We start from the raw sequence: 26,774 nt of genomic DNA on the forward strand, positions 1-26,774 counted from the left end.
ACGTTGACACGACTGGGGCCTGTCCATAGGTTCCCCGGCGTTTTCCGACGGTCGATGCTTCGCGCGGACTTCCCTTCTCGCTGGTGCGCACGCGGCGGCATCGCCAGGCTCAGACACTGCGACTGCCCACCCCGGCCTCGCCCGGAGGGCGGGGGATGTAACGATGAAGATCCTTGTGCCCGTGAAGCGGGTGGTCGACTACAACGTCAAGATTCGCGTCAAGGCGGACGGCTCGGGCGTCGAGCTCGCCAATATCAAGATGTCGATGAACCCGTTCGACGAGATCGCCGTTGAGGAAGCGCTGCGGCTCAAGGAAGCCGGCACCGCCACCGAGGTGATCGCCGTCTCGGTCGGCCCGGCCAAGACCGATGAGACCATTCGGACCGCCCTCGCCATGGGCGCCGATCGCGGCATCTGGGTGAAGACCGAGGACGCCGGCGTCGAGCCGCTCGCCGTCGCCAAGTTGCTCAAGAAGATCGTCGAGCAGGAAGGCCCCGCCCTCGTCATTCTCGGCAAGCAGGCGATCGACGACGACTGCAACCAGACCGGCCAGATGCTCGCCGCGCTGCTCTCCTGGCCGCAGGGCACCTTCGCCTCCAAGGTCGCGCCCGCTGACGGCTCGGTCGAGGTCACCCGTGAGATCGATGGCGGCCTGCAGACGGTCAGCCTCAATTTGCCGGCGATCGTCACCACCGACCTGCGCCTCAACGAGCCGCGCTATGCCAGCCTGCCGAACATCATGAAGGCGAAGAAGAAGCCGATCGCCGAGACCACCCCGGCCGAGCTCGGCGTCGACGTCGCGCCGCGGCTCGCCGTGCTCAACACCGCCGAGCCGGGCGGCCGCAGCGCCGGCATCAAGGTGGCCTCCGCCACCGAGCTGGTCGACAACCTCAAGAAGGCGGGAGTGCTCTGAACATGGCCACCTTGCTGCTTGCCGAGCATGACGATGCCGCGCTCAATCCCGTCACCGCCCGCGCGCTGACCGCTGCGGTCGCGCTCGGCGCCCCGGTGCATGTGCTGGTGGTCGGCGAGAATGCCGGCGCCGCCGCGCAGGCCGCTGCAAAGCTCGACGGCGTGGCCGAGGTGCTGCTCGCCGACGCCCCGCTCTATGCCCACCGCCTCGCCGAGCCGGTGGCGGCGCTCATCGTGTCGCTCGCCGGCGACTATGACGCGATTCTCGCGCCCTCCACCGCAGTCGGCAAGAACGTGCTGCCGCGCGTCGCGGCGCTGCTCGACGTGATGCAGGTCTCCGACATCATCAAGGTGGTGTCGCCCGACACATTCGAGCGGCCGATCTATGCCGGCAATGCCATCCAGACCGTGCGCTCGGGTGAAGCCAAGAAGGTCATCACCGTGCGCACCGCCTCCTTCGCGCCGGCCGGCGAGGGCGGTTCCGCCCCGGTCCGTGCCGTGGCCGAGGCCGCCGATCCCGCGCTGTCGCGCTTCAAGGGCGAGGAAATCGCCCAGAGCGACCGGCCGGAACTCGCCAGCGCCCGGCTCATCGTCTCCGGCGGGCGCGCGCTCGGCTCCTCCGAGAATTTCCACGCCGTGATCGAGCCGCTGGCCGATGCGCTCGGCGCGGCGGTCGGTGCCTCGCGCGCGGCGGTCGATGCCGGCTATGCCCCGAACGACTGGCAGGTCGGCCAGACCGGCAAGGTGGTGGCGCCCGACCTCTATGTCGCGGTCGGCATTTCCGGTGCCATCCAGCACCTCGCCGGCATGAAGGATTCCAAGGTCATCGTCGCCATCAACAAGGACGAGGAAGCCCCGATCTTCCAGGTCGCCGATTTCGGCCTGGTGGGCGACCTGTTCCAGATCGTGCCGGAACTGACGGCGGAAATAGCTAAGGCAAAAGCCTGAGGCCGCTCTATAGTGGTGGCATCAGCAGGGGGCAGGACCGCCGGACCATGAGTTTCGAGATCAAGAGCATCGGCATCATCGGTGCCGGCCAGATGGGCAACGGCATCGCGCATGTGTGCGCCCTCGCCGGCTATGACGTCGTTCTGAACGATCTCGAAGCCGACCGCATCAAGTCCGGCCTCGCCACCATCAATGGCAACATGGTGCGTCAGGTCGCCAAGGGCCTGTACAGCGACGAGGAACGCCAGGCGGCGCTGGCCCGCATCAGCGGTTCCGACCAGCCGAACGTCCTCAACGATGTCGATCTGGTGATCGAGGCAGCGGTGGAGAAGGAGGAGATCAAGCGCAAGATCTTCGCCTCGATCTGCCCCTATCTGAAGCCCGAGGCGATCCTCGCCACCAATACCTCCTCGATCTCGATCACGCGGCTGGCCGCGACCACCGACCGGCCGGAGCGCTTCATCGGCATCCACTTCATGAACCCGGTGCCGATCATGCAGCTCGTCGAGCTGGTGCGCGGCATCGCCACCGAGGACGAGACCTTCGAGCTCTCCAAGGGCTTCGTGACCCGGCTCGGCAAGACCTATGCGGTGGCCGAGGATTTCCCGGCCTTCATGGTCAACCGCATTTTACTGCCGATGATCAACGAGGCCATCTACACGCTCTATGAGGGCGTGGGCTCGGTCGACGCCATCGACACCGCGATGCGGCTGGGCGCCAATCACCCGATGGGCCCGCTCCAGCTCGCCGATTTCATCGGCCTCGACACCTGCCTGTCGATCATGCAGGTGCTGCATGAAGGGCTGGCGGATTCGAAGTACCGTCCCTGCCCGCTGCTGGTGAAATATGTCGAGGCCGGCTGGCTCGGCCGCAAGACCCAGCGCGGCTTCTACGACTATCGCGGCGAAAAGCCGGTGCCGACGCGGTAGGGGCGGGGCACGCCTTGATCGTCAAAAGGCCCGGCATCGTCCGGGCTTTTTCACGTCACGCATCTTAGGATCACGCGCGCCTGAACCTCGCGGCCATCATCCGCGCCGGCCGGCCGTCGATCGCGGCCAGCCCCAGCGCGATCAGGCCGAAGCCGGCGAATTCGCGCGGCTCCAGCGCCTCGCCGAGCACCAGCGCGCCCAGCAGGATGGCGCTGACCGGGACGAGGAACGTCACCAGCGAGATGTTGGTCGCCCCGTTCCGCGCGAGGATGCGGAAATACAGGATATAGGCGATGCCGGTGGAGAGCACGCCGAGGCCGAGAAACGCTCCGATGACGGGAGCGGAGGGCACCGGCAGCGTCCACGGCCGGTCCAGCGCCAGGATAAAGGGCAGCATGATCAGGCTCGACGCCGTGAGCTGCGCCATCGCCACCGCCACCGCGGGCAGCGCCCGGAAGCGCCGGCCATAGACCGCCGCGAAGCCGTAGGAAATCGTCGCCGCCAGCGCCGCGAGCTGCGCCGGCAGATTGTGACCACCGAGCTGGCCGAGCAGCGCCGGCCCCATCATCACCGCCACCCCGATGAAGCCGAGCACCACGCCGACCAGCTTGCCGGTGGTGAATTTCTCGTCGCGGGTGAAGCCCTGCGCCACCAGCACGGTGAACAGCGGCGTCGCGGCGTTGAGGATCGAGGACAGCCCGCTCGGCAGATGCTGCTGGCTCCAGGCGATGCTGGCGAAGGGAATGATGTTGGCGATGACCGCCATGAGAGCGAACTCGGCCGCCAGCCGCGGCGTGAGCTGGAACCCGATGCCCCGCGCCCGCGCGATGACGAACAGCGCCAGCGCACCGATCGCGACCCGGCCGAACGCCATGGTGAAGGGCGGGATTTCCGCCACCGCCACCTTGCCGAAAAAGAAGGACGCGCCCCAGATCAGCGAGAGCAGTCCCAGTGCGGCCCAGTCCATCGGCCCCATCGGCTGAAGCCCTGCGGGGATGGACCGGGCGTTGGCGGCGGACATGATAACGGCTCCTCACGCGGGAAGACGCCATCTACGGCCTCGCGCCTGCCGGTGCCACCCGATCCGGCCATGAAAAATCGGCATGGGATCGATCGATTGTGCTGATGCTTATCCCGCCACCGTGTAACCGGCCGGACGGATCAGGGCGCGGCGCCCTCCGGCGCCAGCGCCGCGCGGATCAGCTTGACCGCATCCGGGCTCGCCCATTCCGCCGGGCCGGCGATGTGGCCGATCTCGCAGCCATTGCCATCGATCAGCATGGTGGTCGGCAGGCCGAAGCCGCGCCCCACCGTGCGCAGCTCCTGGAAGGCGGCGGCCTTGGGATCGGTGTAGAGCGCGAGATGCTTGATGCCGGTCTCGGCCATGAATTTCCTGGGCTTTTCAGGATCGCGCGTGTCGATATTGATCGCCACCACGCTGAAATCCTTGCCGCCGAGCGTACCCTCCAGCTCGTCCAGCGCCGGCATCTCGGTGCGGCACGGCACGCACCAGGTCGCCCAGATATTGACGAGGCGCAGCCCCTTGCCATCGCCCTTGCCGCCGGTGTCGGCAAGGCGAAGCGGCTTGCCCTCGGGATCGAGGAAGGCAAGATCGGGAATGCGGGTCGGCGTCAGGGTTGGGGCGAAAGCCGCAAGTTCCCCGGTCGCCAGCGCCGAGATACGGCGCGCGGTCTCGCTGGCAGCCTTGCACTGGGCTGCGTCCGGCGCCGTCGCGACCGGCGCCGGTGCATCGGCCACATCGGACGCGCCGGCATCGGCGTTGCGCGGCGCCCCGTTGATCCCGTATACGCCTGCAAGCCCGGCGGCGGCGCCGAGGACGAGGGCGCCCGCCACTAGAAGGACGAGGCGCCCGCGCCTTGCCCGCCCTGCCCCGTCACGGGGTCCGGGGCGATCCTCGGGGTTGTCCTGGGATCGTTCGGTCATGGCCGTCCTCGCGGAGAATAGCTGAGCATGAGCAACAAGATGTGGGGCGGCCGGTTCGAGACCGGCCCGGATGCCATCATGGAGGAGATCAACGCCTCCATCGGCTTCGACCAGCGCCTGTACGCGCAGGACATCGCCGGTTCCAAGGCACATGCGGCAATGCTGGCGGCACAGGGCATCATCGACGCCTCTGATGCCGAAAAGATCGTCGCGGGTCTAGACACGATCCTGTCAGAAATCGAGGCCGGCGATTTCACCTTCCAGCGCGCGCTGGAAGACATCCATATGAACGTCGAATCGCGCCTCGCCGCCCTGCTCGGCCCCGCCGCCGGGCGCCTGCACACCGCGCGCTCGCGCAACGATCAGGTGGCGACCGATTTCCGGCTCTATGTCCGCGACACGCTCGACACGCTGGATCGCCAGCTTGCCGAGCTGCAGCGCGCGCTGGCCGAGAAGGCGCTGGAATATTCCGCCACGGTGATGCCCGGCTTCACCCATCTCCAGACCGCCCAGCCCGTGACCTTCGGCCACCATCTGCTGGCCTATGTCGAGATGATCGCGCGCGATCGCGGCCGCTTCGCCGATGCCCGCAAGCGGCTCAACGAATGCCCGCTCGGCGCCGCCGCGCTGGCCGGCACCTCGTTCCCGATCGACCGCTTCGCCACCGCCAGCACGCTCGGCTTCGACCGGCCGACCGCGAATTCGCTGGATTCGGTTTCGGATCGCGACTTCGTGCTGGAGGCGCTGTCCAGTGCCGCGATCTGCGCGATGCACCTCTCGCGCTTTGCCGAGGAGATCGTGATCTGGACCTCGCCGCTCACCGGCCTGCTCAAGCTCTCCGACCGCTTCACCACCGGCTCCTCGATCATGCCGCAGAAGCGCAACCCGGACGCCGCCGAGCTGGTGCGCGCCAAGATCGGCCGCATCGCCGGCGCCTTCACCGGGCTGCTCATGGTGATGAAGGGCCTCGCGCTCGCCTATGCCAAGGACATGCAGGAGGACAAGGAAGGCGCGTTCGACGCGTTCTCCTCGCTCTCGCTGATGATCGCGGCGACCTCCGGCATGGTGCGCGACATGGTGCCGGACCAGAAGAAGATGAAGGACGCCGCCGGCGCCGGCTATTCGACCGCAACCGACCTCGCCGACTGGCTGGTGCGCGTGCTCGGCCTGCCGTTCCGCGAGGCGCACCACGTCACCGGCCGCATCGTGGCGCTGGCGAGCGCGGATGGCCTGCCGCTGCACAAGGTGGCGCTGGCGCGCATGCAGGAGGTGGAGCCGCGCATTACCGACGAGGTGTTCGGCGTGCTCTCGGTGACGAAATCGGTGGCAAGCCGCGTCTCCTATGGCGGCACCGCGCCCAAGAACGTGCGCGCGCAGGCCAAGGGCTGGCTGAAGAAGCTGGCGAAGGGGTGAGGCTTCACATCCCGGCGTCATCCCGGCCGGAGCATAGCGACGAGCCGGGATGACGCCGAATAATCTGCACGCGGCCCCGGATCGGCCCATGGCCGTCCGGGACGACGCACGAGGAGCAGGCTACCCCCGCCCCAGCTTCTCGAAGCGCTTGATCACCCGCTCGCGTTTCAGGCGCGAGAGACGGTGCAGCCAGAAAATGCCGTCGAGCTGGTCGATCTCATGCTGGTGGCATACGGCCAGCAGACCGTCGGCCTCTTCCACCCGCGCCGCGCCGTCGAGGTCCTGATAGGCGATGCGCACCTTTGCCGGGCGCTCGACTTCCTCGGTGACGCCGGGCATGGAAACGCTGCCTTCCGGGTGGCGCGCCAGTTCAGCCGAGGCCCAGTCGACCACCGGGTTCACATAGACCCGCACCCCGCTCGCCTCGGAAAGCTCCAGCACCACCACGCGGACCATCTCGCCGATATGCGGGCCGGTGATGCCGATACCGGGCGCGGCGCGCATGGTGTCGAGCAGGTCGTCGGCGAGCGCCCGCAGGCCGGCGTCGAACGCCGTGACCGGCGCCGCTTTGAGGCGCAGCTTGGGATCGGGCCAGCGCAGGATCGGGCGCACGCTCATCGGAACGGGGGCTCGTCGAAGGAGCGCAGCTTGCGCGAATGGATGATCGCACCGGCGGCCTTGAGCTTTTCCAGCGCCGCGAGCCCGATCTTGAGATGCTCGCTCACCGCGCGCTCATAGAAGGCGTTGGCGGCGCCGGGCAGCTTGATCTCGCCATGCAGCGGCTTGTCGGAGACGCAGAGCAGCGTGCCGTAGGGCACGCGCAGCCGGTAGCCCTGCGCGGCGATGGTGCCGGATTCCATGTCGACCGCGATGGCGCGGGACAGGTTGATGCGGCGGCGCTCCTGGGTCCAGCGCAGTTCCCAGTTGCGGTCGTCCTGCGTCACCACCGTGCCGGTGCGCAGGCGCCGCTTGAGCCGGTCGCCTTCCTCCCCCGTCACCTCGCCCGCCGCCTGCTGCAGCGCGACCTGCACCTCGGCCAGCGCGGGGATCGGGATATCGGGCGGCACCAGCTCGTCGAGAATGCTGTCCTGCCGCAGATAGGCATGGGCCAGCACATAATCGCCGATGGTCTGGGTGAGCCGCAGGCCCCCGCAATGGCCGACCATCAGCCAGCAATGCGGGCGCAGCACCGCGAGGTGATCGGTGATGGTCTTGGCGTTGGAGGGGCCGACGCCGATATTGACCAGCGTCACCCCGGCACCGCCCGCGCGCACCAGATGATAGGCCGGCATCTGGTAGCGGTGCCACGGGGCGGTCATCACCCGCTCCACCGCGCCGGTGTCGAGACTGTCGCGGTCGATCCGCACGCCACCGGGCGCCACCAGCGCCTGTGCCGTACCCGCCGCTACCTCCTCCAGCCCGAGCCGGACGAACTGGTCGACATAGCGGTGGTAATTGGTCAGCAGGATCCAGGGCTGGAACGCCCGCCAGTCGGTGCCGGTATAGTGCACCAGTCGGCGCAGCGAGAAATCGGTGCGCACCGCATCGAACAGCGCGAGCGGACGCGGCTCACCCTCCACCAGATCAAACGTGCCGTCGGCGATCTCGTCGCCGACCAGCGACAGCAAAGGCGTCGGGAAATGCCGGGCGAGTTCGGTGGCCGTCACCGCGCCACGGCCCAGCTCGTCGCCGCCGTCGAGGGCATAGGGGTAGGGGATTTCCTGTTCGCTGATGCCGGTCTCGATCCGCGCGCCATAGTCCTCAACCAGCGGGGTGAGCTGGTCCAGCAGATAGGCGCGGAACGCGCCGGGCTGGGTCACCGTGGTCTGGTGCAGGCCGGGCACGGCGAATTTGGCATAGCCGCGCTGGGCGCCGAGCGGGCGGGCGCCGAGCGGCTCATAAATCACGCGCAGCAGCGGGTAGCGGTAGCGCGCGCGCTCGGCCGGTGTCGGGGCGCGGCCGGTGTCGAAGAAGCGCTGCAGATCGGCACGCAGCGCCTCGCGGGCCTCATGATAGAGCGCCTCCAGCCGGTCGATCGCCGCCGCCGGGGTCGCTGCCGTCTCGAACATCGTCGCATTCCTGGCTGTCATGCTCCGCTGCTAGCGCGGTTTGGCCGCCGCGTGAAGGGCGGGACACCAAGGGACGCGGCCGCGCCTCACGCCTTGCCGCGCCCGAGCAGGCGCAGCGCGTTCATCGTCACCAGCACCGTCGCGCCGGTATCGGCGAGGATCGCCGGCCACAGACCGGTGATGCCGAGCAGCGTGGTGACCAGGAACACCGCCTTGAGCCCGAGCGCGATGGCGATGTTCTGGTGGATATTGGCCATGGCGCGCCGCGACAGCGCCACCATGGCGCCGAGATCGGCGATGCGCCCGTGCAGGATCGCGGCATCCGCCGTCTCCAGCGCGACATCGGTGCCGCCGCCCATGGCGATGCCGACATTTGCGGCCGCGAGCGCGGGCGCGTCGTTGATGCCGTCGCCGACCTTGGCGACCTTCAGCCCTTGCGCCTGCAACTCGCCGACGATGCGCTGCTTGTCGGCCGGCATCAGCCCGGCGCGGACCTCGATGCCGAGATCGCGGCCGATGGCCTGGGCGGTGCGCGGATTGTCGCCGGTGAGCATGACCGTGCGCAGGCCGAGCGTGCTCAGCGCGCGCAGGCCGGCGGCGGCGTCCGCGCGCGGCTCGTCGCGCATGGCGATGACGCCGGCCGGCACGCCGTCGGCCAGCAGCACCGACACGCTCTTGCCCTCGCCAGTGGCGGCATCGATCGCCGCCTGCTGGGCGGGCGAGAGCCCGGCGCGGGCCTGCACGGCTTTAGCCGAACCGAGGAACAAGGCGCGGCCCTCGACATTGCCGCTCACTCCCTCGCCGCCCGCCGCGCCGGCCTGCTGCACCGCCGGCAAAGCGAGGCCGCGCGCGCCGGCCTCAGACAGGATGGCGGCGGCCAGCGGATGGGTCGAGCCGGTCTCCAGCGCACCGGCGAGCCGCAGCACGCCGTCCGCGTCGAAGCCGTCAAAGGCGACGACGTCGGTCACCTTCGGCTTGCCCTCGGTCAGGGTGCCGGTCTTGTCGAGGGCGACGACGTTGACGGAGCACAGATTCTCCAGCACCGCCCCGCCCTTGATCAGCAGGCCGCGCTTTGCCCCCGCCGCCAGTGCCGCCGCGATCGCCGCCGGGGTGGAGATGACCAGCGCGCAGGGGCAGCCGATGAGCAGGATCGCAAGGCCCTTGTAGATCCATTCGTCCCATGCCGCGCCGAAGGCGAGCGGAGGGATGAGCGCGACCAGCGCCGCCAGCACCACCACGAACGGCGTGTACCAGCGGGAGAAGCGGTCGATGAAGCGTTCGGTCGGCGCCTTGCTTTCCTGCGCCTCCTCCACGAGGCGCACCACCCGGGCGATGGTGTTGTCGGAGGGCGCGGTGGTGGAGCGGATGGTCAGTGCCGCCTCGCCGTTCACCGTGCCGGCGAAGACGGTATCGCCCGCCTGCTTGGCGACGGGCACGCTCTCGCCGGTGACCGGGGCCTCGTTCACCGAGCCGGCGCCCTCCAGCACCTCGCCATCGGCGGGAATGCGCTCGCCGGGGCGCACCAGCAGCGTCGAGCCGACGGCAAGGCTCTCGGCCGGAACCTCACGGGTCTGGCCGTTCTCGATCAGCCGCGCGGTCTTCGGCACCAAAGAGGTCAAGGCGCGGATCGAGGAACGCGCCCGCCCGGCGGCGACGCCTTCCAGCAATTCGCCGACGAGAAAGAGGAACACCACCATCGCCGCCTCCTCCCCCGCGCCGATGAACACGGCGCCGATGGCGGCGATGGTCATCAGCATCTCGATGGAGAACGGCGTGCCATTGAGTGCGGCCATGATGGCGCGGCGGGCGATCGGGACCAGCCCGACCAGCATCGCGGCGGTGAACACCCACAAATCGAGGCCGGGGAACAGGTGGCCGACGCCATAGGCCACCACCAGCGCGGCGCCGCAACCGATGGTCAGCCAGCCCTTGGCAGTGCGCCACCAGCCGCCGTCCATCGGCTCCATATGGGCGTGGTCATGGCCCTGCGTCGCCGCCGGCGGCGCGGCGGGGGCGGGAACGCGCGCATGGGCATGATCGTGGGCGTCGCCGTGAGCGTGATCATGGTCGTGGTGCTGGTCGCCGTGATCGTGATCGCAGCACGGGCCGTGCTCATGGTGATGGTCGTTCGCGGGCGCCGCCGGAGCGGGGGCGGGCGCGCCGCTCAAAGCGAAGATGCCGTAGCCAAGACTGGAGACCCGCTTTTCCACCAGAGCGAGGTCCGCACCTTCGTGCTCCACGGTCATGGTGCCGGCGGTCACCGAGACCGCGACCTCCTCCACACCCGATACGCGCCGCACCGCCGTGTCGATCTTGGCGGCGCAGGATGCGCAGTCCATGCCCTCGATGCGGTAGCGGCTCTTCAGCGTCGACATGGCGGACCTCTCGCTCAGTTTCGCCCTCTTGCGCGATTTCGGGGCGGAGCCTACTTCCTCTAGCGACTAGAGGAGCAAGAGCGAAAATGCCGGACGCGCAATTCACCATCGGCGACGCCGCCAAGGCGAGCGGCGTGAAGGTGCCGACCATCCGCTATTACGAGGAGATCGGCCTGCTGCCGCCTCCGCCGCGCACCGAGGGCGGGCGGCGCTCCTATGGCCGGGCCGATCTCGACCGGCTCAGTTTCATCCGCCATGCCCGCGAGCTCGGCTTCGAGGTCGACTCGATCCGCACCCTGCTGGCATTGCAGGAAACGCCGGACCAGTCCTGCGCCGCCGCCGACGCCATCGCCCGCGAGCGGCTGGTCGAGGTGGAGCGGCGTATCGCCAGCCTCACCGCGCTGCGCGCCGAGCTGGAGCGCATGGTGGAAGGCTGCTCGCATGGCCATGTCTGCGACTGCCGGGTGATCGAAATCCTCGCCGACCACGGCAAGTGCGCGCATCACGGCACGGCGTGACGCGCCATCGGCATCGCCGTCAGCCTTCCCGCCACACCGGCCAGGTGTCCGACAGCTTGTACCCCTCCGGCCAGGGATCGGCGGGGTCGAGCAGGAGCTGGCGGGTGTCGGTGATCCAGGCGCGGCCCTCGATCGAGGGAATAATAGCCGGCTTATCACTGAGCCGGGTCTCACCCTCGATCCGGCAATGGAACTGCGAGCCGATGATCGAGCGGCCGATATAGGCATCGCCGGTCTTCAGCACGCCGCGCGCATGAAGCACCGCCATGCGCGCGGAACAGCCGGTTCCCGTCGGCGAGCGGTCGATCTTGCCGGGGCGGATCGCCACCGCATTGGCACCGACCGCCACGCCGTCCTCGAAGGTGAGCGGCGCGGCGAACTGGCAGAACGAGATGTGGTCCCAGTCGGCATTGACCGGGTGGCGGAAGCCGAGCTGCTGGTTGGCCGCCTTCACGATCCGCATGCCGGTCTCGGCGAGGTCCCTCGCCTCGTCGGGACGAATCGAGAAGCCGAGCGCCTGCGCGTCGACGATGACGAAACTGTCGCCGCCATAGGCGATGTCGACGGTCAGCGTGCCGAGCCCCTCCACCTCCAGCGCCGCGTCCAGCCGGTCGACGAAGGAGGCGTGGTTCACCACGCGGATGCACTCGGCCTTGCCGTCGCGGCACTGCGCCACGACCTCCACCAGCCCGCCCGGTGCCTCCAGCGTCAGCCGGGTTTCCGGCTCGGTCATCGGCACGAGGCCGCTGTCGAGCAGCACGGTGGCGACGCAGATCGAGTTGGAGCCGGACATGGGCGGGGTGTCCTCCGGCTCCATGATGATGAAGGCGGCGTCCGCGCGCGGGTCCTTAGGCGGCACCAGCAGGTTCACATGGCGGAACACGCCGCCCCGCGGCTCCTGAAGCACGAAATCGCGCAGCCGCCGGTCGCGGGCGATGAAGCGCGACTGCGCCCACAAGGTCTCGCCGGGCGGAGGCGCGACGCCGCCGACGATGACATCGCCGACCTCGCCCTCGGCATGGCAGCCGACGATGTGGATGAGTTTCGTGGAGCGCATGGAAACCTCGCTCGTGGGCGCCGTGGCGCTCATCATCCCGTCATTAATGAGCCGGCTATCGATCGCCGCCGACGTCCGTCCTCACACGACGACGAAGCCATGCGCGAACGGATCACGGTCATCGATGAAGATGGTGTTGTAGCCGGTCATGCGCGCCCAGCCGCCGATGGAAGGGATGATGGCGTCGCGATCCCCCACCTTCGCGGCCGCCTCGACCCGGCCCTTGAACAGCGAGCCGATGATGCTCTCATGGATGAAGTCGTCGCCGACCTTGAGCTTGCCCAAGGCCGCGAGCTGCGCCATGCGCGAGGAGGTTCCGGTGCCGCAGGGCGAGCGGTCGATCGCCTTGTCGCCATAGAACACCGCGTTGCGGGCATGGGCCTCCGGATGCTTCGGCGCGCCGGTCCAGAGGATGTGCGAGAGGCCGCGGATGTCCGGCTTTTCTGGGTGGATGAACTCGTATTTCTCGTTCAGCGCCCGGCGCAGCGCGCCGCTCATGCCGATCAGCTCGCCGGCGGTGAAATCCGCCATGTCGGCGAAGGCGGGCTGCGGCTCGACGATGGCGTAGAAATTCCCGCCATAAGCGACGTCCACCGTGACCTCGCCGAGGCCGGGACATTCGGCGGTCAGGCCCTGCGCATAGAGGAAGCCGGGCACATTGGTGATGCGCACCTCCTCCACATATTGCCCCTCCTGCCGGTATTCCGCCTTCACCACGCCGGCCGGCGTGTCGAGCATCAACACGCCCGGCGTCTTCGGCGTGACGAGGCCGTGCTCGATCGCCATGGTCACCGTGCCGATGGTGCCGTGGCCGCACATGGGCAGGCAGCCCGAGGTCTCGATGAACAGAATGGCGACGTCGCAATCGGGCCGGGTCGGCGGGTAGAGGATCGAGCCGGACATCATGTCGTGGCCGCGCGGCTCGAACATGAGGCCGGTGCGGATCCAGTCGAACTCTTTCAGGAAATGCGCGCGCTTCTCGATCATGTCGGCGCCCTGGAGCACCGGGCCGCCGCCGGCCACCAGCCGCACGGGGTTGCCGCAGGTGTGGCCGTCTATGCAGAAGAAGCTGTGTCGCGCCATGGTGAGTGCTCGTATGGGGCTAGAAGCGGTTGGCCCGCAGCGGGGAGAGGTCGAAAGGCGGCGTGCGCCCGGCGATGATATCGGCGATCAGCCGCCCCGTCCCGGCGCTCTGGGTGAGACCGAGATGGCCGTGGCCGAACGCATAGAGAACCCGGCTCGACGCGCGCGACGGACCGATGACCGGGAGCGAATCCGGCAGCGAGGGCCGGAAGCCCATCCATTGCCGCCCGCCCTCGGTCTTCAGCCCCGGCAGGAACGCGGCCGCCTTGGTCAGCATGGCGGCGGAGCGCTTGTAGTTCGGCGCGAGCTTCAGCCCCCCCAGCTCCACCGCGCCGCCGACGCGGATGCCGGTGGAGAGCGGCGTCACCACGAAGCCGTGGCCGCCGAAGGTGAGCTGGCGCTTGAGGTCGAAGGCGCCGGGCGGCAGGGTGGTGTTGTAGCCGCGCTCGGTCTCCAGCGGGACGGTATCGCCCAGCTGCTGCGCCAGCGGGCGCGACCAGGCGCCGGCCGCGATCACCGCGCGCGCAGCAACGACGCTGGTGCCTCCGGAAAGATGCAGCCGCACCGACGAGCCCGAGGGCTCGATGCGCACCACCTCGCCGGGCTCGATGGCGGCGCCGCGCGCCATCACCTGATCGAACAGCGCGAGGGCGAAATGATAGGGGTCGTCGACCGTCTTCCAGTGCGGGGTGAAGGTGCCGGCAACGAAGCGCGGCGACAGGCCGGGCTGCAGCTCGGCGAGCCGCACGCCGCGCACATGCTGGAACGGAATGCCCTCGGCCGCGCGCATCTCCCAGCCGGGCTGGGCGGCGGCGAGCTCGGCCTCGCTCTCATAGAGCTGGAGATTGCCGTCGGTGCGCACCTGCGCCGACAGGCTGGCATCGCGCACCATCACTTCCATGGCCTGCGAGGCGACGCGCATCAGCGCGCTCTGGACGGCGATGGACTGGCGGAAACGATCCACCTGGCCGGCGCGCCAGAACCGGACCAGCCACGGCAGGATGCGCGGCAGGTAGCTCGGCGGAATCGCCAGCGGGCCGAGCGGATCGATGAGCCATTTCGGCGCCTGCCGCAGGATGCCGGGCGAGGCCAGCGGCAGGATGTCGGAAAAGGCGAAGGCGCCGGCATTGCCGAAGCTCGCGCCTTCCGCGACGCCGCCACGCTCGATCAGCCGCACCCGCCGCCCCTCATTCTGCAGATGATGGGCAACCGCGAGGCCGACAATGCCGGCCCCGACAATGGCGACGTCCTCGTTCATGCGGCCTGTCTCCTTCGCCCAGCATCCCGCGAGACGCAGGATTCGGGCGATTGACCCGATTCGAGCTCCTAGGGGAAGAGGGAGATACCGTCAGGCGGCCTTGGCGAGCTGCGGGCGGGTCGCCAGCGCCTCGCGAACGATCTTCTCCACCTTTGCGCGCTGCTCGCCTTCCAGCGGCAGGCGGGGGGCGCGCACGCGCTCATTGGTGCCGATCACCATGGCTTCGACCAGCTTGAGGTTCTGCACCAGATAGGTGGAGACATCGAGGTCGAGCAGCGGGCGGAACCAGCGATAGATCGCCAGCGCCTCGTCATAGCGCTTGGCCTGCATCAGCCGGTAGATCGCGACCGTTTCCTCCGGGAAGGCGATGACCAGACCGGCGACCCAGCCCACCGCGCCGAGCGCCAGCGCCTCGAAGGCGAGATTGTCGACGCCGGTGAACACGTCGAAGCGGTCGCCGAAATGGTTCTGGATCTCCACCGTGCGGCGGATGTCGTCGGAGGATTCCTTTACTGCGACGAAGCGCTCGTCACGGGCGAGCTGCTCCATGATCTCCAGCGTCACGTCGACCCGGTAGGCGATTCGGTTGGAATAGATCATCACCGGCAGATCGGCGCTGGCGGCGACAGTGGAGAGCGTCGCCACCGTCTCCTTCGGATTGGTGTGGTAGACAAGGCTCGGCACCACCATCAGCCCCGAGGCGCCGGCCTTGGCGGCACGGCCGGCGAGGCTGGCGCAGTCGCGGGTGGAGGCATCGGCGATGGTCATCAGCACCGGCCGGCCGCCAGCCACGCCCTGCGCGACATGCAGCACGTCGAGCCGCTCGTCATGGGACAGCATCGGCCCCTCGCCGAGCGAGCCGTTGACGATCAGCCCGTCGACGCCGGCCGCGATCTGCTTGGCGAAGCAGCGCTCCATTTCCTTGAAATCGAGCCGGCCATCCTCGGTGAACTTGGCGGTGACGGCGGGAAGGACACCAGACCACATGGCTTGAGCTCCTGTCGGGTTGATCGGCCGGCCTGCGTCATGGATCAGGACAGGGCGTGCCGTGTTGACGGGGAGCATCTGTTTTTTGGATCCAATTTGCAATATACTTTTTTCAATCCGTTGCGGATTCTGTCGCGAGCGGGCAAGAATCCTCGGGCGCCGCGTCCTGTTGCAGGGCAGGCCGGGCGGGAAGGGGCACGCATGAAGCTCAAGGCAACCGATATCGGCCAGATGGCCTCGGCCTCCGAGGTGATCTTCGAGGCGCTGCGCGAGGCCATCGCCCAGGGCGACGTGAAGGAGGGCGAGGCGCTGCGCCAGGACCACATCGCCCGCATGTTCAACGTCAGCCGCATACCTGTGCGGGAAGCGCTCACACGTCTTGAAGAACAGGGGCTGGTCTCGACCCAGCGCTATCGCGGCGCCGTGGTCGCCAGCCTTTCCATCGACGAAATCCGCGAGCTGTTCGAATTCCGCGCGCTGCTGGAGCCGGAAATCCTGCGCTATTCGGTGGCCCGCATGACCGATGAGGCGCTGGCCAAGGCGAGGCGCTTCGCCCATGCCTTCGCCACCGAAGCCGACGGCGCGCGCTGGGGCGAACTCAACCGCAGCTTCCACTACGCGCTCTATGAAGAGGCCGGGCGGCCCTATTATCTCCAGACCATCTCCACCGCGCTCGACCGCGTGGACCGCTACCTGCGCGCCCAGCTGGTGCTGACCTCGGGCATGGAGCGGGCGCGGCGCGAGCATGAGGGCATTCTCGACGCCTGTATCGCGCGCAACGCCACGCTGGCGGCGAAGCTCACCCGCGACCATATTCTGGGCGCCTGCGATTCGCTGCTCGACTTCCTCGACCGGCAACGCGCGGGCGAGACCGGGAACGCTGCGCGATGAACGACACCCTCTCCCTGGCGGCCGCCGCTCCCCTGCCCGGCGAATCGCGCGTGGTCGGCGAAGCGGACGGCGTGCCGATCCACGACATCGCGCTGGCGAGCGCGTCCGGCGCGCGGGCACGGGTGCTGAGCTTCGGCGCGGTGCTGCGCGACCTCGAAGTGCCGGATGCCGCGGGCACGCTGCGCCGGGTCGTGCTCGGCTATGACGACCTCGATTCCTACCTCGCCAACCTGTCCTCGGTCGGCGCCACCTGCGGGCGTGTGGCCAACCGGATTCGCGACGGGCGTTTCACGCTGGATGGGCACGACTACCAGCTCGGGCTTAACGAGCGCGGCGTCACCCATCTGCACGGCGGCTGGCGCGGCTTCTCGCGCCGGGCCTGGGAGCTCGGCGCCCTCGACGCGTCGAGCGTCACCCTCACCTATCGCTCCGGCGACGGCGAGGAAGGCTATCCCGGCACGCTGGCCGTGCGCTGCACCTATGCGCTGCTCGATCCCGGCACGCTGCGCGTGACGCTGGAGGCGACCACCGACGCGCCGACGCCGGTCAATCTCGCCCATCATTCCTACTTCACGCTTGATCCCGGCACTTCGGTGCGCGAGCTGGAGGTGGAAATCGCCGCCGCGAACCACACACCGGTCGACGCGCTGAAGATTCCGACCGGCGAGATCGCCCCGGTGGCGGGCACCGCTTACGACTTCCGCCGCCCGCGCCGGCTCGACGCCGACCCGGCCGATTACGACATGAACTTCGTGCTGGACGGCGCGGGGGGCGCCGAGCCGCGGTTTGCTGCCCGCGCACGCAGCACAGCCTCCGGGCTCGCCCTGGAGGTTTGGACCACCGAGCCGGGGCTCCAGATGTATGATGGGCAATATCTGGTCCCGACCGAACACGGCATTGGGGGGCTCACCCACGGCCCGCATGCCGGCATCTGCTTCGAGGCGCAGAACTTTCCCGATGCGGTGAACCAGCCGGGCTTCCCATCGCCCTGGCTGCGGCCGGGCGAGACCTACCGGCAGGTGACCGAGTATCGGTTCGGATAGGACGGCGGCTCAGGTTCCGCCGGCGTCCGCGCTCACGAAAAGCCCGCGCGCGGCGCGCACGGCCTCCACGATAAAGGTCTCGACCTCGCGGATGCGCCGCAGATCGTGAATATCGGCGTGGGTCACCAGCCAGTAGGCGCGGCGGAAGCTCAGTTCCGGCAGCAGCCGCACCAGCTCGTCATGCCCCCGCGCCGCATAGTCGTGCAGGATGCCGACGCCGGCCCCCGCGCGCACCGCCTCCATCTGCCCGACCACGCTGGCGCATTCCAGCCGGCGTGCCTCGACCTCGCGGAACGCCTCGAAATAATCCAGCGCCGGCGAATAGACGAGATCGGAGACATAGGTCACCAGCAGGCGGTCCCGCAGCGCGGCGACGCTGTCGACCGGGCCGGTGCGCGCCAGATAATCGCGGCTCGCATAGACCCCGAGGCTGTAGTCGGTGAGCTTTCGCGCGATCAGCCGGCCCTCGGAGGGGCGCTGCAAGGTCACCGCGATATCGACCTCGCGCTTGGGCAGCGAGAAGCTGCGCGGCAGCGGGGCGAGCTGGATGGTGAGGCCGCCATGCGCCTCCGCCAGCGCGCCGAGGCGGGGCGCGAGGAAATAGCTGCCGAACCCGTCCGGCGCGCCGACCCGCACCGTGCCGGCCAGCGCCAGATCGACATTGCCGAGCGCGGACTGCGCCTGCAGCATCTCGGTCTCCACCCTCTCGGCATGGACCAGCAGCCGCTCGCCGGCCGGGGTGAGCACGCTCCCCGTTGTGCGCCGCTCGATCAGCCGGGTCGCGAGCCCGTCCTCCAGCGCGGCGAGCCGGCGGCCGACGGTGGCATGGTCCAGCCCGAGCTGGCGCGCCGCCGCCAGCATCTGCCCGGCCCGCGCCACGGCGAGGAAGATGCGCAGATGATCCCAATCCATCGGCAGCCGATACCAGTTGCTGCATTCGCGCACAACGGATGGGTGAAACTGGCCGTTGAAGTGGGAAGTTTCACAACGCACAACAGCGTCGGACAATCACGCCTTCGGACAAGCGGGAGCAGCGCATGGCGGTCATCGGGCATTATATCGACGGCAAGATCGTTACCACCGCCGGGCGCTCGGCGCCGGTGTTCGATCCTTCCACCGGCGCGCAGTCCGGCGAGGTGCTGCTGGCCACCGAAGCGACGGTGGACGAGGCGGTGGCTGCCGCGGCGAAGGCGTTCCCCGCCTGGGCCGACACGCCGACGCTCACCCGCGCCCGCATCATGTTCAAGTTCAAGAGCCTGCTGGAGCGCGACATCGAAGCGCTGGCGACCGCCATCACCAAGGAACACGGCAAGACCTTCGAGGATGCCAAGGGCGAGGTGATGCGCGGCATCGAGGTGGTGGAGTTCGCCTGCGGCATTCCCCATCTGCTGCGCGGCGATTTCACCGAGCAGGTGGCGCGCGGCGTCGATGTGTTCTCCGCCCGCCACCCGCTCGGCGTGGTCGCCGGCATCACGCCGTTCAACTTCCCGGTCATGGTGCCGATGTGGATGTTCCCGGTGGCGCTGGCCTGCGGCAATGCCTTCGTGCTCAAGCCCTCCGAGAAGGACCCGACCCCTTCGCTGATGCTCGCCGAGCTGCTGGCCGAGGCCGGCCTGCCCGCGGGCGTGTTCAACGTGGTGCAGGGCGACAAGGTGGCGGTCGACGCGCTGCTCACGCATAAGGACGTCGCGGCGGTGAGCTTCGTCGGCTCCACGGCCATCGGCGAATATGTCTACAAGACCGCTTGCGCGCACGGAAAGCGCGCCCAGGCGCTGTGCGGCGCCAAGAACCACCTCGTGGTGATGCCGGACGCCGATCTCGACAAGACCGTCGATGCGCTGATGGGCGCGGGCTACGGCTCGGCCGGCGAGCGCTGCATGGCGGTGTCGGTCGCGGTCGCGGTGGGCGGCGTCGGCGATGCGCTGATGGAGAAGCTCGTCCCCAAGGTCCGCTCGCTCAAGGTCGGCCCCGGGCTCGACAAGGACAGCGAGATGGGCCCGCTGGTGACCAAGGAACACCTTGCCAAGGTCTCGGCCTATGTCGATGACGGCGTGGCGGCGGGCGCCGAGCTGGTCGTCGACGGGCGCGGCCTCAAGCTGCAGGGCTACGAGAACGGCTATTTCCTCGGCGGCTGCCTGTTCGACAACGTCACCCCGGACATGAAGATCTACAAGGAAGAGATCTTCGGCCCGGTGCTCTCGGTGGTGCGCGTCGACCGCTATGACGACGCGCTCAAGCTGGTCAACGACCATGAATACGGCAATGGCGCCGCCATCTTCACCCGCGACGGCGACGCCGCCCGCGCCTTCGACCGCGACGCCAAGGCCGGCATGATCGGCATCAATGTGCCGATCCCGGTGCCGGTGGCGTTCCATTCCTTCGGCGGCTGGAAGCGCTCGGTGTTCGGCGACCGCAACGTCTACGGCATGGAGGGCGTGGGCTTCTACACCAAGATGAAGACCACCACCGCCCGCTGGCCGACCGGCATCCGCGAGGGCGCCCAGTTCGTGATGCCAACCACGGGGTGACATCCTGCTGGGCTTAAAGCGTCATCCCGGACGGCCGAGGCGGTCGCGCCGGGATGACGACGTTCGGCATCTCAGCATCATGCCAAGGCGCCGGCCGGCCTCGACGCCCGCCGGCGCCGCGCTCAGCGCTTCATCTCCGGGCACAGATAGGGTGCGGTGGTGGCGACATAGCGCTGCTCCAGCGTGTCCCGCCCGGCCTTCACCTTCAGCACCAGCCGGTCCTTTGCCGGCATGGTAACGGTCGCGGTCAGCCGGGCGCCGTCCTCGTCCCAAGCGAGGCTGTCCGGCCCGGTGCGCTGCCATTGCGCAGCGTGTAGGTCTCCCAGCACGAATCCATGACCAGCGTGCCGTCGGCAAGAAAGATGCGCATGACGCCCGGCAGGCCGTTGCCCGGCTTCTGCTCGACCCAGACCCGCCCGACCAGCGCCTGCGTCGCCTCGGTTTTCGCCTCGGCCGGCACCGCGAGCGCGGCACTGAGGACAAGCGGCAGGGCGAGGGTGGCAGAACGGGCGGAAAAGCTCATGGCGTGTCTCCTGCGGCGGGAACGGTCGCTATCGCACCCGAACATGGCTTTTCCGCTGCCACTTTCTGGCAGCCTGTCTGCTAGTCTCGGGCCATGTCGCGCTCCGAACGCCTTTTCGACCTGTTGCAGATCCTGCGCCGCCATCGCCGGCCGGTGAGCGGGCGGGTGCTCGCGGCCGAAATCGGGGTGAGGTTGCGCACGCTCTACCGCGACATTGCCAGCCTGCAGGCGCAGGGCGCGACCATCGAGGGCGAGGCCGGCATCGGCTATGTGCTGCGCCCCGGCTTCCTGCTGCCGCCGCTGATGTTCACGCCGGAGGAGATCGAGGCGCTGGTGCTGGGCTCGCGCTGGGTCGCCGGGCGCGGCGACGGACCGCTGGCGGACGCCGCCCGCTCGGCGCTGGCGCGCATCGGCGCGGTGCTGCCGGCAGACCTGCGCGAAGAGATGGAGGCGAATTCGCTGTTCATCGTCCCTGGCCCCGACATCGCGGCCGACACCATCGACGCCGCGCTGCTGCGCAAGGCGATCCGCACCGAGCACAAGCTCGCCCTCGCCTATAGCGACGCCGCCGGGACGCCGAGCGCGCGCGTGGTCTGGCCATTCGCCCTCGCCTTCTTCGATCAGGTCCGGCTGCTGATCGGCTGGTGCGAATTGCGCGGCGCGTTCCGCAGCTTCCGCACCGACCGCATCGCCCGCGCCGAGATGCTGGCGGCGCGCTACCCGACGCGCCGGCCCGAACTGATCCGGCAATGGAAGGCGGTGAAGTACCAGATGCCCCATCACGGGGAGGAGTGAGACACCATCGCTGCTGACGGTTTCTGGCAGCAGGGCGCGCTATGTTCCCTCGCTTCAAGGGGACATCATCATGCAGCACGCCAGCAAGATTCTGCTTTACGTGAACGATACCCGTGCCAGCGCCCGGTTCTACGGCAATGTGCTGGAGCGCGAGCCGACCGAAGCCGGCCCCGATTTCGCGTCCTTTCCGCTCGCGCCTGGCCTTCAGCTCGGCCTGTGGCGGCGCGACGGGGTGAAGCCGACGCCGCATCTGCGCGCCGGCGGCAACGAGATCGGCTTCGCGGTCGAGGACCGGGCGGCGGTCGATGCCGCCTATGAGCGCTGGGCCGCCAAGGGCGTGCCGATCGCCCTGCCGCCGACCGACCTCGATTTCGGCCGTTCCTTCGTCGCGCTCGATCCCGACGGCCACCGGCTGCGGGTCTATGCGGCGAATGGGGCGTGAGTCGGCCTTTTCCCTCTCGCCGCGCGGGGAGAGGCAGCTACCGATGCTTTCGCATCACTCCTGCCCGCGCCCGAAATTCGGCGCTGCGGTCTCCTGGCCGATCTCGATGATCGAGCGGCGGATGGCGCGGGTGCGGGTGAACAGGTCGAACAGCGTGTCGCCCTCGTTCCAGCGGATCGCCCGCTGCAAGGCGATCAGGTCCTCGGTGAAACGGCCGAGCACCTCGATCACCGCCTCGCGGTTGTTGAGGAAGACGTCGCGCCACATGGTCGGGTCGGAGGCCGCGATGCGGGTGAAATCGCGGAAGCCGCCGGCCGAGTATTTGATCACCTCGGACTGGGTGACCTGTTCGAGGTCTGCCGCCGTGCCGACGATGTTGTAGGCGATCAGATGCGGCACATGGGAGGTGATGGCGAGCACCAGGTCGTGATGCTCCGCGCCCATGGTCTCGACATTGGCGCCCATGGCCTGCCAGAACGCCGCCACCGCCGCCACCGCGCCCTCATCCGCGCCGTCCGGCGGGGTGACGATACTCCAGCGGTTCTTGAACAGCGTGGCGAAGCCGGCATCGGGGCCGGAATATTCGGTGCCCGCCACCGGATGCGCCGGCACGATGTGCACGCTTTCCGGCAGATGGGCGGAGAGTGCCTTCAGCACCGCGCCCTTGACCGAGCCTACATCGGAGACGATCGCGCCCGGTTTCAGATGCGGGGCGATCGCCTGCGCGGCCGCGCCCATGGCGCCGACCGGCACGCAGAGGATAATGAGATCGGCCCCCGCCACCGCCTCGGCGGGAGTGGCGGCCACCTCGTCGGCGATCCTCAACTCGGCGACGCGGGCGCGCACGCTCTCGCTGGCATCATAGGCGACCGCGGTCCCGGCCAGCGCGCGGGTCTGCACTGCGCGCAGGATCGAGGAGCCGATCAGCCCGATGCCGATGACGACCAGCCGGCCGACCAGCGGGCGCGGCAGCGGCGGATCAAGCACCATGGCGGCCACCCAGGAAGTCACGCAGTGCCGCGACCAGCGCGTGATTGGCCTCTTCCGTCCCGATGGTCAGGCGCAGCGCGGTCGGGATGCCATAGGAATCCACCCGGCGCAGGATCAGCCCGCGCTGCATCAGGAAGGCGTCGGCCTCCTTCGAGGTCTTGCCCGGCTCCAGCGGGAAATGCACCAGCAGGAAATTGGCGACGCTCGGCGTCACCTTGAGGCCCAGCGCGGTCAGTTCGGTGGTGAGCCACGCACCCCAGCGCTCATTGTGGGCCACCGCCGCCTCGACATGAGCGGCGTCCTCGATCGCGGCGGTCGCGGCGGCGATGCCGGCGGCGGACACGTTGAAGGCGCCGCGCACGCGGTTCACCGCGTCGATCACCTCCGCCGGGCCGTACATCCAGCCGACGCGCAGCGCGGCGAGCCCATGGATCTTCGAGAAGGTGCGCAGCATGACGACGTTCTGGCAGGTCGCCACCAGCTCGATGCCGGCCTCGTAATCGTTGCGGCGGACATATTCGGCATAGGCCGCGTCCAGCGCCAGCAGCACGTTGGGCGGCAGGCCCTGCTGCAGCCGCTTGATCTCGTCGAACGGCAGATAGGTGCCGGTGGGGTTGTTCGGATTGGCGAGGAACACCACGCGCGTCGCCGGCGTCACCGCCGCCAGCAGGGCGTCGACGTCGCTGTGATAGTCGCGCTCGGGGGCGATGACCGGGGTCGCGCCCGCCGCCAGCGTGGCGATGCGGTAGACCAGGAAGCCGTATTGCGAATACAGCACCTCGTCGCCAGGACCGGCGAAGGCCAGAGCCAGCAGCGTGATCAGTTCGTCCGAACCGGTGCCGCAGACGAGGCGCGCCGGATCGAGGCCATAGGCCCTGCCGATCGCCTCGCGCAGCTTGGTCGCGCTGCCGTCGGGATAGAATTCCAGTGCATCGGCACCGTGGAAGGCCGCGACCGCCTTCGGGCTCGGGCCGAGCGGGTTCTCATTGGCCGAGAGCTTGTAGACCTTGGCCGCGCCGCCGGCATGCGCCTTGCCCGGCACATAAGCCTCGATCGCCAGCACGCCCGGACGCGGGACGGGACGGGACGGGACGGATGCGGCGGAGGACATGGCGGAGGACATCAAACGGCTCCAGATGGGAGAAGGGCAGGCGCGGCGGGGGTCAACCCTGCGGCGAATGGGTATAGCGGCTGGCATGGCTGCCGACGAGGGCCGCCGAGCGCACCGAGGCGCCAGACGCGCGCAGGGCGCCGAGCACGGCTTCCAGACCGCCGGGCGGCTGAAGCGGGATCGACACCAGCAGCGCCGCGCCGTCGAGCCCGCGATCGGGCACCGCGATCGCTTCCGCCAGCGGGGCGATGGCGCGCGCGGCCTGCGCGTTCCAGCCGGCGACGCGCACGCTCCAGGTCTCGACCTCGGCCGCCGCGCCTTCCGTCACCGGATGGGCGATGCAGAACACCGGCAGGCCGGCGGGATGATCGGCGCGCTCGACGAAGGGGAGGCGGGCGATGATCTTGGGCGCGCTCTCGCCTTCGAGCGCGGTCCACCAGGCATGGCCGCCCGGCGGGGCGAAGGCCGGCACCAGGCCGAGATCGCCCTTGGAGCTCGCCACCGCCGCCACCACGCCCGCCGCGCCCATATGGGCGGCCAGAGGCACGGTGAAGCCGAAATGGAAGCGCGTCGTGTCGCGCATCGGCGCCTCGCCGGAGGAGAGGTCGGCATGCACCGCATAGGGCGCCTGCACATAGGTGAAGGTCGAGATGATGACCCGCCAGATGCCTTCGACGGTATCGACCGGGAGGATGCCGCGATGGCGGTCGACGATCATCCGCATCATCGAGGCCTCGCGGGCCGGCCGGAACGCCGATCCGCCTTCCGCTCCCCGCGAGCGCTTGACCTCGACCAGCCGGTCAATGATCTCGCCGCGCTCGATCAAAAGCGCGTGCATGTGCGCGTCGATGCGATCGATCTCGGCGCGCAGCACGCTCAGCGATTCGACGGGGGAGGCCGCCGGGATATCGTCCGTCTTCTCCATGGGCGGTTGTCCTAGACCCGTGCGCGCCTCTCGCAAAATGAAATCTGCGCCCCCATTATAAAGCGCCGGATATTGACAAGTCGGCGCCGTGGGATCATCGCATCGTCCGTTATATCGAACTATTCGTCCGTTAGGACGATTGGCACGGCAGACAGGCCCAACGGCGAACAGGCTCATGAGCATTTCGGTTTCCGAGCTTCCCGATTCCGCGATCACCCTGGCGCGCGCCGAGGCGGACCATCCCCATTCCGCCATCGTGACCTTTGGCCCGGACCGGCCGCTGAAGCTCGACGCCGGCACCGAGCTCAGCCCGTTCCAGATCGCCTACCAGACCTATGGCACGCTGAACGCCGCGCGCTCCAACGCGGTGCTGCTGTGCCACGCGCTCACCGGCGACCAGCACGCGGCCAATATCAACCCGGTCACCGGCAAGCCGGGCTGGTGGGAGACCATGGTCGGGCCGGGCAAGCCGATCGACACCGAGCGCTTCTTCATCATCGCCTCCAACGTGCTGGGCGGCTGCATGGGCACCACCGGCCCGTCCTCGCTGAACCCGGCGACCGGCCAGCCCTATGGGCTCGACCTGCCGGTGGTGACGATCCGCGACATGGTGCGCGCGCAGTCCATGCTGATCGACCATCTCGGCATCGAGCGCCTGCTCGCCGTGGTCGGCGGCTCCATGGGCGGCATGCAGGTGCTGCAATGGGCGGCGAGCTATCCCGAGCGCGTGTTCGCGGCAATGCCGATCGCCACCGGCGCGCGTCATTCCGCGCAGAACATCGCCTATCACGAGGTCGGCCGGCAGGCGATCATGGCCGACCCCGACTGGCGCGGCGGGCGCTACCTCGCGGAGGGCACCAGCCCGCGACGGGGTCTCTCGGTCGCGCGCATGGCCGCGCACATCACCTATATGTCGGATTCCTCGCTGCACCGGAAATTCGGGCGCCGGCTGCAGGACCGCGACGGCCATACCTTCTCGTTCGACGCCGATTTCCAGGTGGAGAGCTATCTGCGCTACCAGGGCGAGGCATTCGTCGGGCGCTTCGACGCCAATTCCTATCTCTACGTGACCCGCGCCATGGATTATTTCGACCTCGCCGCCGATTATGGCGGCGTGCTGGCCAATGCCTTCAAGGGGACGAAGACGCGGTTCTGCCTCGTCTCCTTCACCTCGGACTGGCTGTTCCCGACCGCGGATTCGCGCGCGGTGGTGCACGCGCTCAACGCCGCCGGCGCGCCGGTCTCCTTCGCCGAGGTCGAGACCGACAAGGGCCACGACGCCTTCCTGCTGGAGGAGCCGGAACTGTTCGCCATCACCCGCGGCTTCCTGGATTCCGCCGCGCGCGCCACGGGTGTCGCATGATGACGCCGCGCGAGAAGCTCGCCCACGACCTCACCATGCGCGAGGCCGCCCGCGCCGCCTCGGGCACCCGCGTCGACCTGCTGCTGATCGCGCAGATGGTGACGCCGGGCTCGCGCGTGCTCGATGTCGGCTCCGGCGACGGCGAATTGCTGGAACTGCTCGCCACCACGCGCGGCTGCGACGCGCGCGGCATCGAATTGTCGCGCGAGGGCGTGAATGCCGGCGTGGCGCGCGGCCTCGCCATCATCCAGGGCGACGCCGACATCGATCTCGCCGACTACCCGGATGATTCGTTCGACTACGTGATCCTGTCGCAGACCATACAGGCGACGCGGCGGCCGAAATGGGTGCTGGAGCAGATGCTGCGCGTGGGCAAGCGCGCCATCGTCTCGTTCCCGAATTTCGGCTTCTGGCGCATGCGCATGGACCTGCTGCTGAACGGGCGCATGCCGTCGACCGAGAACCTGCCCTATAGCTGGCACGACACGCCGAACATCCATTTCTGCACCATCCGCGATTTCGTGGCGCTGGTGGACGAGGTGGGCGCACGGATCGAGAGCGCGGCGGCGCTGGACGCTTCCGGCCATCCGGTGCGCGTCAAGATGCCGTGGTGGGTGTGGAACCTGCTCGGCGAGCAGGCGGTGTTCCTGCTGACCCGCAAGGAGTGAGC

Annotated in this window: 26 protein-coding genes; 12 read left to right on the plus strand and 14 right to left on the minus strand. The window is 68.9% G+C overall.

What is annotated here, in order from left to right; genetic code table 11:
- Window positions 1–163 precede the first annotated feature (163 nt).
- From VRZ77_RS07685 to VRZ77_RS07695, 3 genes are read left to right on the plus strand one after another with little or no spacing between them, the layout of a single operon-like run.
- Entirely contained in the window at window positions 164–913 is a 750-nt protein-coding gene (locus VRZ77_RS07685) for an electron transfer flavoprotein subunit beta/FixA family protein (RefSeq protein WP_414592079.1), read from the plus strand.
- Window positions 914–915: 2 nt separating this feature from the next.
- Window positions 916–1,860, plus strand: coding sequence for an electron transfer flavoprotein subunit alpha/FixB family protein (locus tag VRZ77_RS07690; RefSeq protein ID WP_414592080.1), 945 nt, complete (start codon window positions 916–918; stop codon window positions 1,858–1,860).
- Window positions 1,861–1,907: 47 nt separating this feature from the next.
- Window positions 1,908–2,789 carry a 3-hydroxybutyryl-CoA dehydrogenase gene (locus VRZ77_RS07695; RefSeq protein WP_414592081.1) on the plus strand — a complete coding sequence of 294 codons (882 nt, stop codon included), beginning with the start codon at window positions 1,908–1,910 and terminating at the stop codon, window positions 2,787–2,789.
- Between the two features lie 70 nt (window positions 2,790–2,859).
- Here the strand turns inward: VRZ77_RS07695 and VRZ77_RS07700 are convergent, their stop codons facing one another.
- Both VRZ77_RS07700 and tlpA read right to left on the minus strand, forming a co-directional pair.
- Window positions 2,860–3,810, minus strand: a complete 951-nt coding sequence (locus VRZ77_RS07700; protein ID WP_414592082.1) for a DMT family transporter — start codon at window positions 3,808–3,810, stop codon at window positions 2,860–2,862.
- Between the two features lie 140 nt (window positions 3,811–3,950).
- A complete protein-coding gene (gene tlpA / locus VRZ77_RS07705) occupies window positions 3,951–4,733 on the minus strand; it encodes a thiol:disulfide interchange protein TlpA (RefSeq protein WP_414592083.1) in 783 nt (260 codons plus the stop codon).
- 27 nt (window positions 4,734–4,760) lie between these two features.
- On the opposite strand from tlpA, the gene argH reads away from it, so the two are divergent.
- Complete coding sequence (argH, locus tag VRZ77_RS07710; protein ID WP_414592084.1) at window positions 4,761–6,146, plus strand: argininosuccinate lyase; 1,386 nt, start codon at window positions 4,761–4,763, stop codon at window positions 6,144–6,146.
- 120 nt (window positions 6,147–6,266) lie between these two features.
- Here argH and VRZ77_RS07715 read toward each other — a convergent pair whose 3' ends face one another.
- The 3 genes from VRZ77_RS07715 to VRZ77_RS07725 all read right to left on the minus strand — a co-directional run bounded on the left by VRZ77_RS07715 (window position 6,267) and on the right by VRZ77_RS07725 (window position 10,590).
- Window positions 6,267–6,764: a peptide deformylase gene (locus tag VRZ77_RS07715; protein ID WP_414592085.1), complete on the minus strand. Its 498-nt coding sequence runs from the start codon at window positions 6,762–6,764 to the stop codon at window positions 6,267–6,269.
- Entirely contained in the window at window positions 6,761–8,236 is a 1,476-nt protein-coding gene (locus VRZ77_RS07720; RefSeq protein WP_414592086.1) for an AMP nucleosidase, read from the minus strand. Before VRZ77_RS07720 ends, VRZ77_RS07715 begins: the two co-directional genes overlap by 4 nt.
- A 65-nt stretch (window positions 8,237–8,301) precedes the next feature.
- Entirely contained in the window at window positions 8,302–10,590 is a 2,289-nt protein-coding gene (locus tag VRZ77_RS07725; protein WP_414592087.1) for a heavy metal translocating P-type ATPase, read from the minus strand.
- Window positions 10,591–10,676: 86 nt separating this feature from the next.
- Here VRZ77_RS07725 and VRZ77_RS07730 point away from each other — a divergent pair, with 86 nt between their 5' ends.
- Window positions 10,677–11,108, plus strand: coding sequence for a MerR family transcriptional regulator (locus VRZ77_RS07730; protein ID WP_414592088.1), 432 nt, complete (start codon window positions 10,677–10,679; stop codon window positions 11,106–11,108).
- A gap of 19 nt (window positions 11,109–11,127) precedes the next feature.
- Here the strand turns inward: VRZ77_RS07730 and VRZ77_RS07735 are convergent, their stop codons facing one another.
- The 4 genes from VRZ77_RS07735 to VRZ77_RS07750 form a co-directional block, all read right to left on the minus strand.
- Window positions 11,128–12,165, minus strand: a complete 1,038-nt coding sequence (locus VRZ77_RS07735) for a trans-3-hydroxy-L-proline dehydratase (RefSeq protein WP_414592089.1) — start codon at window positions 12,163–12,165, stop codon at window positions 11,128–11,130.
- Between the two features lie 81 nt (window positions 12,166–12,246).
- Window positions 12,247–13,248 (minus strand): 4-hydroxyproline epimerase, encoded by a 1,002-nt coding sequence (locus VRZ77_RS07740; RefSeq protein ID WP_414592090.1) that lies wholly within the window; start codon window positions 13,246–13,248, stop codon window positions 12,247–12,249.
- 19 nt (window positions 13,249–13,267) lie between these two features.
- Window positions 13,268–14,506, minus strand: coding sequence for an NAD(P)/FAD-dependent oxidoreductase (locus VRZ77_RS07745; protein WP_414592091.1), 1,239 nt, complete (start codon window positions 14,504–14,506; stop codon window positions 13,268–13,270).
- 90 nt (window positions 14,507–14,596) lie between these two features.
- The gene (locus VRZ77_RS07750; RefSeq protein WP_414592092.1) at window positions 14,597–15,493 is read right to left on the minus strand and encodes a dihydrodipicolinate synthase family protein; all 897 of its coding nucleotides are present in this window, start codon (window positions 15,491–15,493) and stop codon (window positions 14,597–14,599) included.
- Window positions 15,494–15,694: 201 nt separating this feature from the next.
- Here VRZ77_RS07750 and VRZ77_RS07755 point away from each other — a divergent pair, with 201 nt between their 5' ends.
- Together VRZ77_RS07755 and VRZ77_RS07760 are read left to right on the plus strand one after the other, a co-directional pair.
- On the plus strand, window positions 15,695–16,384 hold the full coding sequence (locus tag VRZ77_RS07755; protein WP_414592093.1) for a GntR family transcriptional regulator: 690 nt from the start codon (window positions 15,695–15,697) through the stop codon (window positions 16,382–16,384).
- The gene (locus VRZ77_RS07760) at window positions 16,381–17,427 is read left to right on the plus strand and encodes an aldose epimerase family protein (protein WP_414592094.1); all 1,047 of its coding nucleotides are present in this window, start codon (window positions 16,381–16,383) and stop codon (window positions 17,425–17,427) included. Before VRZ77_RS07755 ends, VRZ77_RS07760 begins: the two co-directional genes overlap by 4 nt.
- A gap of 9 nt (window positions 17,428–17,436) precedes the next feature.
- On the opposite strand, the gene VRZ77_RS07765 is transcribed toward VRZ77_RS07760, so the two are convergent.
- Entirely contained in the window at window positions 17,437–18,339 is a 903-nt protein-coding gene (locus VRZ77_RS07765; protein WP_414592095.1) for a LysR family transcriptional regulator, read from the minus strand.
- A 125-nt stretch (window positions 18,340–18,464) separates the two neighbouring features.
- Between VRZ77_RS07765 and VRZ77_RS07770 the strand changes: the two genes are divergently transcribed.
- Window positions 18,465–19,955 carry a CoA-acylating methylmalonate-semialdehyde dehydrogenase gene (locus VRZ77_RS07770; RefSeq protein WP_414592096.1) on the plus strand — a complete coding sequence of 497 codons (1,491 nt, stop codon included), beginning with the start codon at window positions 18,465–18,467 and terminating at the stop codon, window positions 19,953–19,955.
- A gap of 247 nt (window positions 19,956–20,202) precedes the next feature.
- On the opposite strand, the gene VRZ77_RS07775 is transcribed toward VRZ77_RS07770, so the two are convergent.
- Window positions 20,203–20,478, minus strand: coding sequence for a hypothetical protein (locus VRZ77_RS07775; RefSeq protein ID WP_414592097.1), 276 nt, complete (start codon window positions 20,476–20,478; stop codon window positions 20,203–20,205).
- Window positions 20,479–20,571: 93 nt separating this feature from the next.
- Between VRZ77_RS07775 and VRZ77_RS07780 the strand changes: the two genes are divergently transcribed.
- The gene (locus tag VRZ77_RS07780; protein ID WP_414592098.1) at window positions 20,572–21,273 is read left to right on the plus strand and encodes a helix-turn-helix transcriptional regulator; all 702 of its coding nucleotides are present in this window, start codon (window positions 20,572–20,574) and stop codon (window positions 21,271–21,273) included.
- Window positions 21,274–21,343: 70 nt separating this feature from the next.
- A complete protein-coding gene (locus VRZ77_RS07785) occupies window positions 21,344–21,715 on the plus strand; it encodes a VOC family protein (RefSeq protein WP_414592099.1) in 372 nt (123 codons plus the stop codon).
- A gap of 54 nt (window positions 21,716–21,769) precedes the next feature.
- Here the strand turns inward: VRZ77_RS07785 and VRZ77_RS07790 are convergent, their stop codons facing one another.
- From VRZ77_RS07790 to VRZ77_RS07800, 3 genes are read right to left on the minus strand one after another with little or no spacing between them, the layout of a single operon-like run.
- Window positions 21,770–22,705 carry a prephenate/arogenate dehydrogenase family protein gene (locus VRZ77_RS07790; protein WP_414592100.1) on the minus strand — a complete coding sequence of 312 codons (936 nt, stop codon included), beginning with the start codon at window positions 22,703–22,705 and terminating at the stop codon, window positions 21,770–21,772.
- Window positions 22,695–23,816 carry a histidinol-phosphate transaminase gene (hisC, locus tag VRZ77_RS07795; protein WP_414592164.1) on the minus strand — a complete coding sequence of 374 codons (1,122 nt, stop codon included), beginning with the start codon at window positions 23,814–23,816 and terminating at the stop codon, window positions 22,695–22,697. The genes VRZ77_RS07790 and hisC overlap by 11 nt, the downstream gene beginning before the upstream one ends.
- A gap of 52 nt (window positions 23,817–23,868) precedes the next feature.
- Window positions 23,869–24,741, minus strand: a complete 873-nt coding sequence (locus tag VRZ77_RS07800; RefSeq protein WP_414592101.1) for a chorismate mutase — start codon at window positions 24,739–24,741, stop codon at window positions 23,869–23,871.
- A gap of 175 nt (window positions 24,742–24,916) precedes the next feature.
- Here VRZ77_RS07800 and metX point away from each other — a divergent pair, with 175 nt between their 5' ends.
- Both metX and metW read left to right on the plus strand, forming a co-directional pair.
- Window positions 24,917–26,104 (plus strand): homoserine O-acetyltransferase MetX, encoded by a 1,188-nt coding sequence (gene metX / locus VRZ77_RS07805; RefSeq protein ID WP_414592102.1) that lies wholly within the window; start codon window positions 24,917–24,919, stop codon window positions 26,102–26,104.
- Between the two features lie 35 nt (window positions 26,105–26,139).
- The gene (gene metW / locus VRZ77_RS07810; RefSeq protein WP_414592165.1) at window positions 26,140–26,772 is read left to right on the plus strand and encodes a methionine biosynthesis protein MetW; all 633 of its coding nucleotides are present in this window, start codon (window positions 26,140–26,142) and stop codon (window positions 26,770–26,772) included.
- Window positions 26,773–26,774: the final 2 nt, after the last annotated feature.

Origin of the sequence: Ancylobacter sp. G4_0304 (assembly GCF_047501495.1) — a bacterium.
Lineage (GTDB): Bacteria > Pseudomonadota > Alphaproteobacteria > Rhizobiales > Xanthobacteraceae > Ancylobacter.